The sequence below is a fragment of the Streptomyces sp. 3N207 genome (assembly GCF_052246355.1).
Lineage (GTDB): Bacteria > Actinomycetota > Actinomycetes > Streptomycetales > Streptomycetaceae > Streptomyces.
The window spans coordinates 133435-152486 of sequence record NZ_JBQQBV010000007.1 but is presented as its reverse complement, the minus strand read 5'-3'; the positions used below and the strand labels follow the sequence as shown (position 1 = coordinate 152486).

The 19052-nt window shown below is 70.8% G+C and carries 4 protein-coding genes; all 4 read right to left on the bottom strand.

What is annotated here, in order from left to right; all coding sequences use genetic code 11:
• Positions 1–4 precede the first annotated feature (4 nt).
• The 4 genes from ACTWP9_RS13655 to ACTWP9_RS13640 are packed head-to-tail and all read right to left on the bottom strand — an operon-like array spanning position 5 to position 18517.
• Complete coding sequence (locus ACTWP9_RS13655) at positions 5–1495, bottom strand: tryptophan 7-halogenase (RefSeq protein WP_443246358.1); 1491 nt, start codon at positions 1493–1495, stop codon at positions 5–7.
• Positions 1492–2814 (bottom strand): cation:proton antiporter, encoded by a 1323-nt coding sequence (locus ACTWP9_RS13650; protein WP_443246357.1) that lies wholly within the window; start codon positions 2812–2814, stop codon positions 1492–1494. Before ACTWP9_RS13650 ends, ACTWP9_RS13655 begins: the two co-directional genes overlap by 4 nt.
• Complete coding sequence (locus ACTWP9_RS13645; protein WP_443246466.1) at positions 2811–12119, bottom strand: amino acid adenylation domain-containing protein; 9309 nt, start codon at positions 12117–12119, stop codon at positions 2811–2813. Before ACTWP9_RS13645 ends, ACTWP9_RS13650 begins: the two co-directional genes overlap by 4 nt.
• A gap of 20 nt (positions 12120–12139) precedes the next feature.
• Positions 12140–18517: an amino acid adenylation domain-containing protein gene (locus ACTWP9_RS13640; protein WP_443246356.1), complete on the bottom strand. Its 6378-nt coding sequence runs from the start codon at positions 18515–18517 to the stop codon at positions 12140–12142.
• Positions 18518–19052: the final 535 nt, after the last annotated feature.

Here is a 19052-nt window from a genome sequence, read left to right as displayed (position 1 = left end):
TTCGTCAGCCGGCCGGGGCGTGGACCCAGGACATTCCGTCGGGCGAGGGGATCAGTCCGCCGTCGAACAGCGGTGTCTCCTCTTCGGCGTCCTCACCCAGCGAGGCGTGCATCTGCACCTTGGAGCTCTCGGTCATCGCCTCCCGCACCACCGACGAACCCAGCAGCGGGGCCCAGTTGTCGTTGTCGCCGTCGGCGATGGTCTCGACGGCGGAGGCGAACTCCTCGTTCTGCGCATTCAGGCGCTGCGTAAGAGCTTCCCCGTCGCGGAGTGCCGTCTCCCCCGAGGACACGCCGCCCACCAGGTCGACGAACGACTCCATGTCGGAATGGCTGTTCTTGGTGAGCTTCTTGGCCTCCCAGAAGTAGGAGCCCTCCACCTGGTGCATGTCGTAGAAGGACATCAGGAATTCGTAGAACACGCTGTACTCACGGCGGTAGCGCATCTCGAACTCCTTCATGGCCGCCTCTTCCTCGACCGCGCCGGCCAGCGTGCTGTTGATGGACCGGGCGGCGAGCAGCGCGCTGTAGGTGGCCAGGTGCACTCCGGAGGAGAAGACCGGGTCGACGAAGCAGGCGGCGTCGCCGACGAGCATCATTCCCGGCCGCCAGAAGGCGGTGTGGTGGTACGAGTAGTCCTTGCGGACGCGGATCTCGCCGTACTGCCCCTCGGTGACCCGCCGGGCCGGAGCGAGGTATTCGGAGATCATCGGGCATTCGTCGATCAGTGCCTGGAGGGCCTTCTCCGGGTCGCCCTGCACCTTCTCCGCCTCTTCCCGGCGGACCACGGCCCCGACGCTGGTGAGGGTGTCGCTCAGCGGGATGTACCAGAACCAGCCGCTGTCGAAGGCCACGCACAGGATGTTGTTACGGCTCGGCTCCGGCATCCGCTTGCCGCCCTCGAAGTAGCCGAACAGCGCCAGGTTGCGGAAGAAGTCCGAGTACTCCCTCCGGCCGCCGACCCGCTGGTTGAGCCGGCTCTTGTTGCCGGAAGCATCCGCCACGAACCGGGCCGACACCTCCCGCTGTTCGCCCTGGTCGTCGGTGTACCGCACGCCGGTGACCCGGTCGCCCTCTTCCAGCACCTCCGAGACCGCGCAGCCCTCACGCACCACGGCACCGACCCGGCGGGCGTTGTCCAGCAGGATCTTGTCGAACTTGGATCGCTCGACCTGGTACGCGGTCGAGGTCGGGCCCGCCATGTTCGGGGAAACCGAGAAGGAGAACTGCCACGGCTCCGGGTTGGCGCCCCAGCGGAACGTGCCGCCCTTCTTGATCGGGAAACCGGCCTTGGCCAGTTCGTCCGCGGCGCCGGTCATCCGGCATATCCCGTGGATGGTGGACGGCAGCAGGGACTCCCCGATCTGGTAGCGGGGGAAGACCTCCTTCTCCAGGAGAAGGACCGAGTGCCCCTGCTTGGCCACCAGCGCGGCCAGCGTCGAACCACCGGGGCCGCCGCCGACGACTACGACATCAAATGCTTCGGTGTTGCTCATTCTGTCTCCTGTTTGATCGCCGTCGGCATCGACGGTCCGGTCTGTGCAGAGGTGGATTCGGAACGTTCGGAATGCTTCGTGGGGCCCGTCGGTCGCCGGCCCGCGTCACGGTTGGTGCCGACCAGCTGGAGCAACGGGCCCGTCATGAAGGTGGTGACCAGCGCCATGAGGACGAGAACGACGTACAGGTCCTGGCCGAGGACACCGGCGGACCGGCCGACGTCCAGCACGATCAGTTCGGTGAGCCCCCGGGTGTTCACCATGACGGCGACCAGCCTCGACTGGCGGGCGTCCAGTCCGCCCAGCCGGGCGGCCCCGTAGGCGGGGACGGCCTTCCCGGCGATCGCCACCAGCAGGATCAGGCCCAGCAGGCCGAAGCCGTCGGCGCCCAGGCTGCCGATGTCGACGGACAGCCCGGTGGTGACGAAGAACAGCGGCAGCAGCATGCCCGACGTCTGTTCCATCGGCCCGAGCACATCGGCGTCCGGAACGCCGTCACGCCGCGGCATGGCCAGCCCCGCGAGGAACCCGCCGAAGACGGCGTGCAGTCCGAGCGACTCGGTGACCCACGCGCTGCCCAGTGCGAGGACCAGCGCCACCGGCACCGGGTTGCTCAGCAGTGTGGCCGGACGCTCCAGCCACCAGCGCAGCGCGGGCCGCACCACGCAGAGGAGGAACGCGGTGAAGGCCGCCAGCAGCGCCAGGGCGACCGGCCAGGACCAGCGGGTCGTCTGCCCGGAGTCGCTCAGCACCGCCGCGAGCACCAGCCAGGCCGCCACGTCCATGAACCCGGCCGCCGCGATCGACACCGTTCCCGCGGGGGTGCCGGCCGCGCCGCGTTCCCGCACGATGGCTGCCAACACCGGCAGCGCGGTGATCGAGACCGCCACTGCCACGAACAGCGCGAACGAACGCTGGTCCGCGTGCCCCGGGTCCACCGCGGAGAAGGCCCCGCCGGCCAGCGAGACGGCTCCGACCGCCAGCGCCATCGGCACCAGCAGTCCCACCGCCGCGACGCTCACCGCGGTGCGGCCCGCCCGGAAGGTGCGGAAGTCGATCTCGTACCCCGCGACGAACATGAACAGGACGATCGCGATCTGGGAGAGCACCGACAGGAACGGCCGCGCCTCATCGGGGAACAGATATCCCGACGGGTCGCCCGGGAGCCGGCCCAGCAGGGTCGGCCCCAGGGCGATGCCCGCGAGGATCTGGCCGATCACGGTGGGCTGCCCGAAGCGCCGGGCGAGGCCCCCGAACAGCCAGGACACCAGCACGACGAGAGCCACGTCCCCGAGCACCGTGGCCACGAGATGGCTCACATGGACTCCACGGTGTCGGCGATCAGGCCGGCCGGCTCCGCGTCCGGCTGCTGGACGATCCGCTCCAGCAGGCGCACATAGCTGCGCGCCAGACGGTCAGCGGTGCCCCTCGCGAACAGATCGGTGCTGTACTCCAGGTGGCCGTCCAGCCCGGAGTCCGTCTCGTGCAGCGCCAGGCTCAGATCGAACTTCGCCGTACCGGCGCCGTTGGCCACGGGCTCCGCCTCCAGGCCGTCGAGGCCGCCTGCGTCCTTGGCGTCCTGTTCGGGTGCCGCGGATCCCGCGCCGCCGGGCGAGATGGCCGGCACCAGGTTGAACATCACCTGGAACACCGGGGAGCAGGCCGGATCGGGCTGCGGCACCAGGGTGCGGGCGAGGTCGGCGAAGGGCAGATCCTTGTGTTCCTGTGCCTCCGCCACCACCTCCCTGGCCTGGCCCAGCAGCTCGGTGAAGGCCCGCTGCCCGGTCACCTCCAGACGCATCACGAGCCTGTTCACGAAGTACCCGACGAGCTGGTCCAGTTCGGCGGCCGGACGGTTGGTCACAGGGGAGCCGATCGCCAGCTCACGGTCGTCGGTGCGGCTGCTGAGCAGTACGGCGTAGGCCGCCAGCATCGTCATGTACAGCGAGGCGCCGTGGTCCGCGCTGAGCTTCCGCAACCGCTCCACCAGGTCGGCCGGAACGGAGAACTCCACCGCCGCGCCCTGGTAGGTCTTCACCGGACAGCGCGGGTAGTCGGTACGGAGCGACAGGCAGCCGGGCAGATCGGCGAGTTGCTCGACCCAGTAGTCGCGCTGCCGGTCGAGCTCCGCTGCGTCCACCGTACGGCTCTGCCAGCGGGCGAAGTCCGCGTACTGGAGCGGCAGCGGTGCGAAGGCCGGCTCGCGCCCGGAGTGCAGCTCCCGGTAGGCCACGAGCAGTTCCCGCAGCACGATGCCCGTCGACCAGCCGTCGAAGACGCCCCAGGGCCGGGTGAGGACCAGGACGTGCTCCTCCTCCGCGAGGGCCAGCAGATGGGCGCGGAGCAGGTGCCGGTCCTCCGGCGCGAACGGACGCAGCCGTTCCGCCCGTAGCCACTCGGTGAGCGCGGCCTCCTCAGCCCTTCCCGGCTCCGGGACCTCCAGGACGGGCACTTCGAAGCCGTCGGCGCCGTTCACCCGCTGGACGACGGTGCCTTCGCGGCGCACATAGCTGGTACGCAGGATCGCGTGGCGTTCCACCAGGGCGCGCACGGCCCCGGTGCAGGCGTCACGGTCCAGCGGACCCCGCAGCCGCAGCGCCAGCTGGACGTTGTCGTACGCGGCACCCAGGTGCGCGGGCGTACGCAGGAACCACAGGTCCTGCTGCGCGGTGGACAGCGGCGCCTCCGCGCCCTCGGCGGCGGGTGCGGCAGGCACCAGCTCAGCGCGTGGCCGCGTGTCCAGCTCCGCTTCCAGAGCCCCGGCCATTTCTTCCATGGTGGCGGCCGTGAGGATGAGCTGGAGCGGCAGATCGATGCCCGTCTCCTTCTTGACCCGCAGATTGAGGCGCGTGGCCAGCAGCGAGTGACCGCCCAGGTTGAAGAAGTTGTCCTGGAGACCGACCCGTTCGAGGTCCAGTACAGCCCCGACGATCCGGCACAGGGTGCGCTGGGCCTCGGTACGGGGCGCGACGTACACCTCCTTGGCCACGTCCTCCTCGTCGGGTGCGGGCAGCGCCCGCTTGTCGACCTTGCCCTGCGAGGTGACCGGCAGCTCCTCCAGCACGACGAAGGCACCGGGGACCATATGGTCCGGCAGCCGCTGGGACAGATGGTCCCGCAGCTCCCGGACCAGGGCCGAACCCAGCCGGTCGACCTGCGGCGCGTTCGCGAGCCGCTGGGCCCGGTACGGGGAGCGCGCCCACGCCCGGGGCGCCGCGCCCCGGCCCAGTACCAGGTCCAGGCCGTCCAGCCGGTCCTGCGACCAGGTTGCCGACACTTCGTACCCGAGCTCCTCGGCGTGCCGCAGCACCGCCTCCAGTTCCCGGACCTCTTCCTGTGCCCGCGTGGACAGCCGGGAGCCACCGGGAAGCGGCTCCACCTGGCGGGACGGTGCCCAGCGGGTCAGCGAGGTGCAGACGCGTACATCGTCCGCGACGCGCTGATTGGTCAGCCCGGTGACGCCGAACAGGTCCGGGGCACCGGCGTCCAGCAGGGCCCGCAGTTCGGCCGGAGTGGTGGCCTCCAGCCAGGGATGGTCGGCCACCGGCGCGGCGGAGCCCTTGGTCAGCACCACGTCGTAGCGGTACGCGAGCATCTCGTTGTCGCCGACTCCCCGCTTGACCCTGATGTCGACGGCGCCCAGTTCCTCGAAGCGCTCCTTCAGCCGCGTGAAGTAGGTGGGACTGACCAGGAGTTCGGTCTCCTGCCGACGACGGCGCTGCACCTGCGCGTTCAATGCTCCCGCCGTGCTGGGAACGCCGGAGCGGCTGCGCTCGATGGCGGACACATGAGCGGAGAACAGGTCGAGGTTGCGGATGTCGCCCAGCAGGATGTGGCCGCCGTCCTCGACCAGGGGCAGAATCCGCGCGATGACCTCGTCCAGGTAGTGGCGGCTGGGGAAGTACTGCGCCACGGAGTTGAGCACGACCACGTCGAAGGCCGCCTCGTCCATGCCCGCGCCCAGCTCGGCCACCGACAGGGCATCGCCCTGCCGCAGCGTGACGTGGGACCAGCCGCGGCGCTCCGCACCCCGCCGTACGTCCTCCAGGGCTGAGGGAGAGATGTCGATGCCGTGCACCGCCTCGCAGCTCTCCGCGTACCGGAAGAGGAGCAGCCCGGTGCCGCAGCCGATCTCCAGCAGCCGCTTCGGCCGGAGCCGGTGGATGCTGTCGACGGTGCCGTCGATCCACTCGCGCATCTCCGGCTCGGGGACGGGCTCCCCCGTGTAACTGCTCTCCCAGCCGGCGAGATTCAGGTCGTCGGGGACGGCCTCGTCGTCGCCGCTGCGTGAGTACTGGTCCTCGAAGAGCCGCTCCCACTGGTTCAGATGCTCGGCGGTCTGCTCCTGGGCAGCCGCCTCCAGCCACTCCTCCGCGGGGCGCACATAGGCGCTGAGGCCGTGGACCTCCCCCGATGTCTGCGGCACGACCACGGCGCTGTGCACCGAGGGGTGGGCGTGCAGCACCGTCTCGATCTCGCCGGGCTCGACCCGGAAGCCCCGCACCTTGACCTGGTCGTCCACCCGGCCGCGGAACTCCAAGGTGCCGTCGGGCAGCCTGCGCACCAGGTCGCCGGTGCGGTACAGCCGGCCGCCGCGGTCCTCGCCGAAGGGGTCGCGCACGAACCGCTCGGCCGTCGTCTCCGGGTCGTCGAGGTAGCCGCGGGCCACTCCGGCACCGCCCAGGCACAGCTCGCCGATCACCCCGTCGGGCACCAGCCGCAGCTGCTCGTCGGTCACATAGGCGGTGGTGTGCGGGACGGGCCGGCCGATGGGCACCCGCGCTTCCTCGGCGATGTCCCGCGGGATCTCGTGGTACGTGGAGGCGATGCTGTTCTCGGTGGGGCCGTATCCGTTGACGACGGTCAGGCCGGGCTGTGCCGCGTACAGCCGGCTCACATCCCGGGCCGAGAAGGTGTCGCCCACCACCGCCAGACAGCGCAGCGGCAGCTCGCTGCCGGTCCGGCCGGCTGCGGACTCCACGAACGCCGGGAGGAAGGCGGCCGACAGCAGCATGGTGTCCACACCGGTGCGTACGACGCTGTCCAGCAGCTGCGCGGGGTCCTTGGAGTCACCGTCGTGCAGCACCAGCAGACCGCCGGAGAGCAGCGGGGTGAGCACCTCCTGGGAGCCGGCGTCGAAGGAGATCGAGGAGTGGTGCAGCACCACCGTCTCCTCGTCGGCGGCGAAGTAGTCGGGGTTGCGCACGAGCCGGACCACACCGCGCTGCTCGACCAGTACGCCCTTGGGCCGGCCGGTGGAGCCGGAGGTGAAGATGGCGTAGGCGAGGTGGTCCGGCGTCAGGCCCAGGTCGGCGCGGGAGAGGTTGTGCTCGGGCATGCTCTCCAGCACCTGTACCCGGTCGGCGGCGCGCTCGCCGGTGTCGAGGTGCAGCACCTCGGCCACCCCGGCGACCTGGGCGAACAGTGCGTCCGGCAGCCGGGACCGGCCCAGCACCACGCGCACCCCGGAGCTCTCCAGGAGGCTGTGGATCCGCTGTTCGGGATAGTCGGGGTCGATCGGGACGTAGGCCCCGCCCGCCTTGAGGATGCCCAGCAGTCCGACGACCAGCTCCGGCGTACGGTCGGCGCACAGTCCGACGAGGACGTCCGGGCCGACCCCGGCGTCGCGCAGCCGGTGCGCCACCTGGTTCGCGCGGGCGTTGAGCTGGGCGTAGGTCAGTTGCCGCTCGCCGTGCCGTACGGCGATCGCGTCGGGCCGCCGGGCCGCCTGCTCCTCGAACAGCTCGGCGAGGCAGGAGTCCTGCGGGTACGCCGGACGCTCGCCCTGCGCTGCGGCCAGCAGCCGCTGCCGCTCGGCCGGGGGCAGCACGTCGATGTCGAGGGCCCGGGTGCTGCGCCCGTCATCGGCGGCGAGTGCCTCGACGATGCCGTCGAGCGCGGTCTCCACATACGTCAGCAGCGTCTCGGGTTCCACCGCGTCCTCGACCTGGACGGTCAGGGACAGCTCGTCGCCGATGTCGTCGAGCGACATGCCCATGGGGTAGTTGGTGCGGTCCATCACGCTCAGCCAGCCGATCCCCTGTGCCTCCAGTGAGGGGGCGGCGACCTCTTCGTGGCCCGGCTCGAAGTGCCGGAAGTTGATCGCGGCGCTGAACAGCGGGGTATCGCTGTCCAGCCCGCTGCACCGCTGGGCCAGGCTCAGCGAGGACTGCTCGCGGGCGATCAGCTCCCGCAGCCCGGAGGCGACCTCGTCGACGAGATCGCGGACGGTGCGTCCGGCCAGCTGTACACGCAGCGGGAGGGTGTTGATGAAGTTGCCCAGCATCCGCTCCACGCCGGGCACCCCTTGCAGACGGCCCGACATCACGGTGCCGAACACCACGTCGTCGCGTCCGCTGCTGGCGGCCACGACACGGGCGCAGGCGGCGTGGAAGAGCCACGCCGGGCTGAGACCGAGCCGCCCGGCCTCGGCCCGCAGCCGCCCGGTGAGATCGGCGGACAGCGAACGGCGCGGCTTGTGCGTACGCCGCCCGTCACCGTGCACATCACTCAGCCCGAACGGCACCGTCGGCTCGGTGACATCGCCGAGAGTGGTGCGGAAGTACTCCTCCGCGTCGCCCGTGCGCAACTGGTGCAGGGTGTGGGCGACGAAGTCGCGGTACGGCGCGGGCGGGGCGAGCAGGTCGGCACGCCCGGCCATCAGCGTCGCCAGTTCGTCGAAGATCAGGCGCAGCGAGGTCGCGTCCTCGATGAGGTGATGGAAGGTCACCAGCAGGAACCGGCGCTGCGAGCCGGGCTCCGGAGCGATACGGAGCTGCATCATCGGCGCCCGGTCCGGCAGCAGCGGAGGAGGGCTGTGCAGCAGTGCCTTGACCTGCTCCTCGGCCTCCTCCCCGGCCGCGCTCTCGTCCCCGGCGAGGCGTATGTGCTCGACGGGCAGCCGCACCGAGCGGTGGACGACCTGCACCGGCTCCGGCAGCCCCTCGGTGAGCACCGCCGTGCGCATCACGTCGTGCCGGTCGATCACGCCCTGAAGTGCTTCGGTGAACGCGGTGCACGCCGCCTCGTCCTCCGCGGTGAACGCCGCGGACATCACGTAGGGGTCGTTCTCCGGGTCCATCAGATGGTGGAAGAGGATGCCGTCCTGCGAGGGAACCAGCGGATAGATGTCGGCGATGTTGGACGCGCCGCCGGGGACGCGGTCCGCGATGGCGTCGAGGTGTTCCTGGCCGAGCCGGACCAGGGGCAGCAGCTCGGGTGTGAGCCGGTCGCATCCCTCAGGGATGAGGTTCGGCGGCACGGTGTAGCGGGCGGCGCTCCCCTCGCCGGCCGCTCCCGGCGCGGCGGACCCGTCGGCGCCGGTGTTCTCGTCGATGCGCGCCGCCAGAGCCGCCAGGGTGGGGGCGCTGAACGTGTCGCGCACGGTGAGGTGCAGACCGGCGTCCTGCAGCCGGGCCACCAGGACGGTGATCAGCAGCGAATGGCCGCCCAGCGTGAAGAAGTTGTCGTCCGCGCTGATCTGCTCGCGCTCGAAGCCGAGCAGTTCCGCCCACACCGCCGCCAGCGTCTGCTCCGTGCTGGTGGAGGGCGCGACATATGCCCGCTCCTCCCGCTCCGCGTAGGCGTCGATGTCGGGTGCGGGGAGCGCGGCGCGGTCGAGCTTGCCGTTGGTGGTCAGCGGCAGGCTCGGCAGGAACACATAGGCACCGGGAAGCATGTACTCGGGCAGGACCCGCCGCGCGAGCCGGTCCAGCTCGGTACGGAGCTCGGGCTGGGCCTGCCCTTCCGCGGGCACCACGTAGGCCACGAGCTGCCGGTTGCCGGGCCGGTCCTCGCGGACCACGACGGCGCACGAGCCGACCTGGGGGTGCTCGTCGAGACGGACGGAGATCTCACCGAGTTCGATGCGGTGACCACGGATCTTGACCTGGTCGTCGTTGCGTCCGTGGTACTCCAGCGAACCGTCCGCCAGCAGACGGCCCAGGTCTCCCGTGCGGTACATCCGGGCACCCGGCACGCCACGGAACGGATCGTCCAGGAAGCGCTCCCCGGTCAGCTCCGGCCGGTTGAGATACCCACGCGCCACACCCGCGCCGCCCACATACATCTCACCCACGGCGCCGGTCGGCACGGGATTCCCGTGCGCGTCCAGGATGTACACGGTCAGGTCCGGCAGCGGGCCGCCGATCGGGCTGACGACGCGAGCGGTGTCGGCCTCGGTCAGCGCGCGGTAGGTGACGTGCACGGTCGTCTCGGTGATCCCGTACATGTTCACCAGCTCGGTCCCGGCGTTGACCGGCCGTTCGAACCAGGGCCGCAGCGCCGCGGTGTCCAGCGCCTCACCGCCGAAGACCACCGTCCGCAGCCGGTGCGGAGCGCCGTCCTCGCCCTGCGCCGCGATCAGCTGGCCGAAGGCGCTCGGCGTCTGGTTCAGAACGGTGACGCCCTCCTCGCACAGCAGCGTGTAGAAGTCCCGCGGGCTACGCGTCACCTCCTGGGGGACCACCACCAGGCTGCCGCCGTGCAGCAGCGCCCCCCACATCTCCCACACCGAGAAGTCGAAAGCGAAGGAGTGGAACAGCGTCCACACGTCCTCCGGGCCGAACTCGAACCACTCCCGTGTCGTGGTGAACAGCCGGGAGACGTTGCGGTGCTCGACCATCACGCCCTTGGGCAGACCCGTCGACCCCGACGTGTAGATCACATACGCCAGGTTCGACGGGAAGGCACCGTCCACCGGCTCCAGATCGTCGGCCGGCAGCCAGTCCCAGCGGTCGCGCACGTCCACCACTGCTGCCCGGCCGACGTCCAGCCCCTCGGGCACGCCGCCGTCCACCAGCACCACCTTCGGGGCGCTGTCCGTCAGCACATGGTGCAGCCGCTCGGGCGGCGCGCTCGGGTCCAGTGGTACATACGCGCCGCCGGCCTTCAGCGCCGCCAGCGCACACACCACCAGCCACTCGCTCCGCGGCAGGCACAGCGCCACCAGCGACTCGCGGCCCACGCCCCGGGTGCGCAGGAACCGGGCCACCTGGTTCGCCCGCGCGTTCAGCTCCCCGTAGGTCAGCGAACGGTCCTCGCACCGCACGGCAACGGCGTCGGGCGCCGCACGCGCCCTCTCCTCGAACCACTCGTGCAGGCACCGCTCGGACGACGTCGCGTCCCCGGGCAGCGCCTTCCACTCCTCCGCCCGGCGGCTGAGCTCGGCACTGTCCATCAGCTCCAGCCGGGATATGCGTTCCTGCGGCGCCTCGGCGACGGAGGCGAGGAGAGTGGTGAAGTGACGTATGAAGCGCTGGACGGTCTCCCTGTCGAACAGCGCTGTGCTGTACTCCACGGCACCGGTCAGTCCGTCCGGGGTCTCCCGCAGATCCAGCGTGAGGTCGAACTTGCTGATGTCGAAGTCGACCTCGACAGAGGTCACCTCCAGCCCGCCCAGGGTCAGCTTCGGCTCGGCCTGTTCCTCCTGAAGCACGAGCACCGACTGGAACACCGGCGAGTGGCTGAGGCTGCGGTCCGCCTGCAGAGCGTCCACCACCGCCTCGAACGGCACGTCCTGGTGGTCGTAGCCCTCCAACGCCGTCTGCTTCACCCGGGTCAGCAGTTCGGCGAAGGCCGGGTCGCCGGACAGGTCGTTGCGCATCACCAGGGTGTTGGCGAACAGGCCGATCAGCCCCTCCACCTCGGCCCGGTTGCGGTTGGCCACGATGGTGCCGACGGCGATGTCCGTCTGCTGCGTGTAGCGGTGCAGTACGACGGAGTAGGCGGCCAGCAGCGTCATGTACAGCGTGGCGTCGTGCTGCTCGCCGAGCTTCCGGAGCCGCCCGAGGAGTTCCGGGGAGCACCGGAAGAATTCCCGGGTGCCCTCATGGTCGCGCACTGCCGGGCGCGGCCGGTCCGCCGGCAGGGTCAGCCCCGGGTCGACGCCGTCCAGCTGCTTCTTCCAGTACTCGATCTGCCGCGTCTGCACCTCGCCGGCCAGCCACTGGCGCTGCCAGTGCGCGAAGTCGGCGTACTGCACGGGCAGCGCCTCCAGGTCGGCTTCACGCTCCTGGCGGTGTGCCTCGTACAGCTCGGTCACCTCGCGGAAGAACACGCCGACCGACCAGCCGTCCGAGACGATGTGGTGCATCGTCACCATCAGGACGTGCTCGGTCTCGCTCTCCCGCAGCAGCAGCGCCCGGATCAGCGTGTCGTGCGCCAGGTCGAAGGGGGTGAGCATCTCCTGCTGGCAGGTCCGGACGACGGCCGCCGGGTCGTCGAGATCCCGCTCGCGCACCGCGAAGTCGGCGCCGTCGTCGATGATCTGGTGCGGGACGCCGTCGCGGTCCTCGAAGCGGGTACGCAGCGCCTCGTGCCGCAGCACGAGTTCCGTCAGCGCACGGCGCAGCGCGGCGCGGTCGAGCTTGCCGTGCAGCCGCAGCGCCATCGGGACGTTGTAGTGGGCGCTGCTGTCCTCCAACTGGGCCAGGAACCACAGCCGCTGCTGGGCGAAGGACAGCGGCAGCAGTTGGTCCTCGGACCGCGGCAGGCGGGGAATGAGATCCAGCGCGGACACGTCGACACCCTGCTTGCGCAACAGCGCGATCACGGCGCGCTGCCGCTTGAAGGGCATGGACTGAATCTTGCGGATCAGCTCCTGCCCGCTCTCCTCTTGCGGCATGCTCATATTGATCTCTCTGCTCAGCTCTCGGTGTCGGCGACGGCGTTGTCGATGTCCAGCGCTTCCAGCTCTGCGTCGGTCATGTTCTGGACGAGGCTGATGCTTTCGCTGATCGTGTCCAGGTCGAGCGCGGCGGCCGGCCCGGCATCCGGCAGGCTCCGCTCCACCTCGGCGGCCAGATCGGCCAGTTGCTCCGCTCCGAAGATCGTCTGGACCCGCAGTTCCACCCCCGTCCGCTGCTTGATCAGATTGATCATGCGGGTGACGAGCAGCGAATTGCCGCCCAGCGAGAAGAAGTTGCTGTCCAGCCCGACGTGCCCGGCGTCGATGTCCAGCAGCTCGGCCCAGACCTCGCAGACGACACGCTCGGTATCGGTGCGGGGGGCCGCTCCCTGCTCATCGGACCGCCGCAGGATCTCGGGTTCCGGCAGCGCGCCGGTGTCCAGCTTGCCGTTGCCGGTCAGCGGCAGTTCGTCCAGCAGGACGTAGCCGGAAGGCGCCATGTACGACGGGAGAGCGGCCCGCACCGCGGCGTCCAGCTCCGCCTTCAGGATCCGCTCGTTCGGCCAGCGCGGCACGGGCACGTCCAGCACGGCGCCTGCCCCTTCCGGGGTGCCGGGGCGCCTGGCGAACAGGACGTACGGCGCCGCTTGTGGCCCCGTTCCTTCGCGCCGCTCGCTGACGACATCGAAGCCGTGCTCCTCCAGCAGCGCCACCGCCTTCTCCTGCTGCCCGTCGGCATCGGGGAGTTCGACCACGAGCCGGCGGATCCTGAGCCAGTCGGTGTCCGCAATGCCGCGGAGCACATCGGACCCTGCGGACTCCGCGCCCACCCTCAGCAGGTCGATCCGGTCGATGCCCTCCTCCGCCACGATCTCGGCCAGGGCTGCGGCCGGTGCCCCGTCGAAGACCCGCGCGTCCAGTCCGTGCAGCGCGATGTTGCGGCGCAGCGCGTCGGAGTGCGGCCCGCTCGGCTCGCACGCGTACAGCCTGGCCGCCGGGCAGTGCAGCCCCGCGAACAGCGTGAAGAGGCCGATACCGGCACCGGCATCCACCACACAGTCGCCCTCGCCGAGTGTGATGCCGTGCCGCAGAAAGCCCTGCCCCGTGAAGATCTCCGCGTAGCGGGCCTCGGCCTCGCCGCGGTCCGGGGCGAAGACCGGCAGCCCGTTGGGCAGCTCGTGCACACGGTCCAGGACCTGCGGTTCGGTACGGGCCAGCCGCAGCAGCTCGTGCACCGGTCGCGCCGCGCCGTCGGACGGTACGACGTATCCGACCAGCCGCCGGTCGTCGCCCTGGCCGCGCACCACCACGCGGGCATCCGCGACGGCGGGGTGCTCGTTGAGGCGGGTGGAGATCTCACCCAGCTCGATGCGGTAGCCGCGGATCTTGACCTGGCCGTCGGTGCGCCCGAGGAACTCCAGGGTGCCGTCCGCCAGCCGGCGCCCCAGGTCTCCCGTGCGGTACATCCGGGCACCCGGTACGCCGCAGAACGGATCCTCCACGAAGCGCTCGGCGGTCAGCTCCGACCGGTTCAGATAGCCGCGTGCCACGACCTCGCCGCCGATGACCAGCTCGCCCACCGCGCCGGTCGGCACCGGCTTCCCGTACTTGTCCAGCACATACACGCTCAAGCCCGGCAACGGGCGGCCGATGGGCCGGGTCGTCAGCCGGGTGTCGGGCTCGGTCACCTCCCGGTAGGTGGAGACCACCGTCGTCTCGGTGGTGCCCCACATGTTGACCAGCGTGGTCCCGTCGTTGACCGGCCGCCGGAACCACGGAGCCAGCGGCGAGGCGTCCAGTTCCTCCCCGCCGAGCAGCACCGTCCGTACCTGGTGCGGGGCGCCGTCCTCGCCCTGGGCTGCGATCAGCTGCCCGAAGCCGGTGGGGGTCTGGCCCAGGACGGTGACGCCTTCCTCGCACAGCAGCGCGTAGAAATCCTTCGGGCTGCGCGCCACCTCCTGCGTGACCACCACGAGACGGCCACGGTGGAGCAGCGCGCCCCACATCTCCCAGACGGTGAAGTCGAAGGCGAAGGAGTGGAACAGCGTCCACACGTCCCCGGTCCGGTAGCCGAACCACTCCTGCGCGGCGACGAAGAACCGCGACATGTTGCGGTGCTCGACCATCACGCCCTTGGGCAGACCGGTGGAACCGGACGTATAGATCACGTACGCCAGATCCCCGGTCGAGGCACCCTTCTCGGGCTCCAGGTCGCCGTCCGGCAGGTCCGCCCAGCGGCCGGCGTCCCCGGGTACGTCCACGACCGTGGCCTCGCCCGCGTCGAGCCCCTCGGGCACCGCGCCGTCGACCAGCAGCACACGCGGGGCGCTGTCCCTGAGCACATGCCCGAGCCGCTCCGCCGGAGCCGACGGATCCAGCGGTACGTACGCGCCGCCGGCCTTCACCACCGCCAGCGCACACACCACCAGCCACTCGCTCCGCGGCAGGCACACCGCGACCAGCGCGTCACGCGTCACACCCTGCGCCCGCAGATACCGCGCGAGACGGTTCGCCCGCGCGTTCAGCTCCCGGTAGGTCAGCGAACGGTCTTCGCACCGCACCGCCACCGCGTCCGGCACCTCGCGCACGATCTCCTCGAACCACGCGTCCACGCGGCGGTCGGAGCGGACGCCGCCGGGGTCCTCGGTCGTCACCGGTTCCCAGGCGAACCCGGCGATCTCGCGCTCCCGCATCGCGGACGGCAGCACGGACAGCTCCACGGCCGGGCGCCCGGCGCTCTCCTGACCGGACAGCGCGTCGGTGAGGGCGACCATGGCGGCCTCCAGGCAGTCGACGACCACATCGGCGTCCTGCGCCTGGTGGATCTGGGCGTCGATCTGGAACGTGTCCTCGAGGTCGTTGATCGAGACGGTCAGCGGGTAGTTGCTGCGTTCGATCACCTCGGACGACAGCGGGGTGACGCCCACCCGCTGGAGCAGACGCTCGACTCCGTTGTCCCCCGGCATCTGCCGGTAGTTGAGGATCGCGTTGAACAGCGGCGTCTCCGGGCTGGGCAGTCCACTGTGCGCCCGGGCCTCGGAGAGCGGGGTCTGCTCGAAGCGCACCAGCCGGTGCAGCGTCGTATCGGCCTGCTCCACCAGCTCCCGCACACTGCGGCCGGCCAGCTCGAAGCGCACCGGCAAGGTGTTGATGAAGCTGCCGAGCATGCTCTGCGTCCCGGCGGGCCCTTGCAGTCGCCCCCACATGACCGTGCCGAACACCACATCGTCGCGGTCGGAGCAGGCGGCGGCGGTCAGGGCCCAGCCCACGTGGAACAGCGTCGCGGGGCTGGTCCGCAGTTCTTCGGCCAGCGCACGGATACGCCGGCCCAGCCCGTCGTCCAGCGACCGGCGTACCTCCAGGACCTGTTCTCCGTCGCCGTGCACATCGTGCAGTCCGAACATCACGGTGGGCTCCGCCACCTCGCCGAGCAGCTCGGTGAAGAAGGCGGCGGCCGCATCGAGGTCCTCCGGCCCGCGCCGGGTGTGCTCGATGAACGCGCGGTACGGCACCGGGTCCGGCAGGCTCTCGGCCCGCCCCTCCATGTGCGCGCCGATCTCGGCGAACAGCAGGCCGAGCGACGAGGCGTCGTGGATGGTGTGGTGCAGGCTCAACGCCGCATGCCACACCCCGGTGTCCGGATGCCGGCCGCGCCGCAGCCGGATCAGCGGGGCCCGGTCGAGCTCCATGCGCGGGGCGTGCCGGAGCAGCTCGGCGAGCTGCTCCTCGGCCGGCCTGCCGGAAGCGAGCTCGACCTCTTCCATGGCGAGTTCCACCTGCCGCAGCACCGCCTGGACAGGTCCGCTCAGCCCGTTCGAAAGAAGCACGGTGCGCAGCGCGTCGTGCCGGACGATGACCGCCTGCAGCGCCCGGGCGAACCCGTCCAGACAGTCGCGGTCCGCGAAGGAGAACAGCCCCGAGGAGACGTAGGGGTCGTGCGCGCTCTCCCTGATGTGGTGGAAGAACATGCCCTCCTGCATCGGGGCGAGCGGGTAGACGTCCTGGAGATTCGCCGCTCCGCCCGGCACAGCGGCGACGACGGCCGCCACTTCCTCCTCGGTGAGGGACACCAGAGGCAGCATGTCGGGGGTGATACGGGTGCTGTTCCCGGGTATCCCGGCGGGCGCCGGAGCGGACCCGCTGTCCACCGTGCCGCTGGCCCCCGTGCCGCCGTCCACCGTGGAGGCCGTCACCGCGCTCGCCGGTACTGGTTCAGCCGTTCCGGCTGCTTCGGCAGGTTCGGCTGCTTCGACAGGTTCGACAGGTTCGAGGGTGTCGGCCGTCCCGACCACTTCTGCCGCGTCGGCGATGGAGGCGAGCGAGCGAGCCCGCAGGATGCTGGGCGGGGAACAGTGCAGGCCCCGCTCCCGCAGCAGCGCGGCCAACCGGTGGGCGAGCAGCGAGTGGCCTCCCAGCGCCAGGAAGCTGTCCTCAGGTCCGAGCTCGTCCGGCTGGAACCCGAGCAGCTCGGCGCAGACGGCCAGGACGACTGCTTCCTTTGCTTCCTTGTCGGCCTGTTCCGCCCCGCCTTCCCTGTCGGCCTGTTCGGCTCCCGCGGACGCCGGGTCCACGGGAGCGGGCTCCGGGAGCTCGGACCGTTCGGTCGCGGGAGCGGGCGCCGACGCGGACGCGGGAGCGCTCGTACGGCCGAGCCAGTAGCTTTCCCGCTCGAACGCGGTACCCGGCAGCGGCAGCAGGCGCCGGCGCTCCGGGTGCAGCTTGCTCCAGGGGATCCGGGCGCCGTTCACCCACAGTTCGGCGAGCCGCTCCAGGTCGCGGTCGGCGACCAGCGCGGCGAGGAACGCCTCGCCCGGCGCCCCGTCGAGCATCGCGAGGAGGGGGCCTGCCCCGCCTTCCTCGGCGTTGCCCGTATGCATGTCGGAGTCGTCGGCCCCGGCCAGGAACCGGGCGAGGGAGCCACGCAGCTCGCCGACATCGCCCGCCACCACGGCGAGCCGCTCGGGCATCGCCTCACGGCCCGACTGAAGCGTGTACGCGACATCCGCCAGGCTCACCGCGTCGCTGCGCCCGAGGAACTCGTCCAGCCGCCGCACTGCCGTGAGCAGCCGCGACCGGCCTGCGGCAGACACCACGACGAGCTGCGCGCGGGTGTCGGCCTGGGGCTGCCGCTGCTCCGCGCTCTCCGGTGCAGCCTCGACCACCAGGCTGACGTGACTGCCTCCGACGGCTACGGAGTTGATCAGCGCCCGGTGTGCCGTCGGCCGGCCCTCGGCATCCCGGCGCCTGTTCCAGGGAGTCAGCCGTTCGCAGAGGGTCAGCGGGCTGCCGTCCAGCCCGAGGCCGGGGTTGGGCTCTCCGGCCTCGGTGAGCGGGACCAGCTCGCGGTGCCGCAGCTGGAGGGCGACCTTGGTGAGCTGCGCCACCCCCGAGGCCGCCTCCGGGTGCCCGAGGTTCGACTTCACGGAGCCGACCACCACGGGCTCCGCCGACTCGCCGAACACCTCGCGCAGGGCGCTCAGTTCGGTCTCGTCGGACGCCGTGGCGCCGGTGGCCGCCGACTCGACGTACCCGATCGAGTCCGGCTCGACGCCGGCCTGCTCCAGTGCCCGCTGCATGACGGTCACCTGGGCCCGGCTGCTGGGCGTCAGAAAGCCGTTGGCGCGACCGCTGTGCAGCGAGGCGCTGCCCTTGATGACGGCGTGTACGTCGTCGCCGTCGCGCACTGCCGCGTCCAGCGGCTTGAGCAGCAGGGCGCCGACTGCTTCGGCGGGGAGGTAGCCGTCACCGTTGCGGAAGCTGCGGCTGCCCCGGTGGCTGCCCAGCAGCCCCATCTCGGCCAGCCCGCGGAACTTGTCCGGGTGGGTGGCCAGGTTCACCCCGCCTGCGACCGCCAGTCGGCTCTCCCCGCGGTGCAGATCGGCACAGGCCAGATGGATGGCCATGGCCGAGGAGGCGCACATGCTGTCCACCGCCAGGCTCGGCCCCTCCAGCCCGAAGAAGTAGGAGACACGGTTGGCGATGAGGTTGTACGAGGCTGTCGAGGTGAGCGCCGCACTTGCGGGATCGGAGGCGTCCGCCCGGTACAACTGGCAGGCGGCCCCGACGTAGACGCCGACGCGCCGTCCGTACTGCTGCTCGATGGTCTCCTGGGTGACGCCGCAGCCCTCCAGCAGTTCCCACACCGTCTCCAGGAACAGCCGCTGCTGTGGATCCATCAGCGCTGCCTCGCGGGGCGAGATGTCGAACAGCGCCGGGTCGAACTTGTCGATCCCGTCGAGGAATCCGCCCCAGGCTTCGGACCGCTGCGCCTCCGCCCACCGGTCGGCGGGCGGCTCGGTGACGCAGTCCCTGCCCTCCCGGAGGTGCGCCCAGAGAGTGTCCAGGTCCTCCGCTTGCGGGTAGCGCCCTGTGATGCCGATGACAGCGACGTCCATCAATTCACCTCTGCTTTTGGCGCGCCGGAACGCGGCACGCTCCGGCACGGACGCGGTCCGCGCGGCCTGAACGGGGGGTGCCGACGCCTCGAGTTCGCGGGGTGCGCGGCGCCGACGGGTGCAGGAGTCGGCTGCAGCCGGTACGGACCGCACCGTCGGTCTGCGCTAGGCCCACATGGGCCAGCGGTGTCGACAGCCGCTCCTGGCCGACGGACGGCGCAGGCCGGCGTGCCGTCACCAGCGCATGCGTACCCGAACAGGGGTCGTCAGCGGTATTGGTGAAGGCTTCGGTGAGCGTCGGTGAGTCGGCCATCGGTATCCGTTCCAGAACAGTGTCGAACTGGCATTTCAGCCCGGCCCGGAACCACCCGTGAAGGTCTTCCGGACCTACGAGGAAAAAGTTCGGATTCGAAAGTGACGATTCATTGCAGGAAGAAGAACGAGACCCATTGACCCCTTGCAGGCGTCATGGAATCCCGCAGGACCGAAGAGCGCCGCAAAGTCCTGAGAATACAAGAAAGAGGACGGCAGTCGC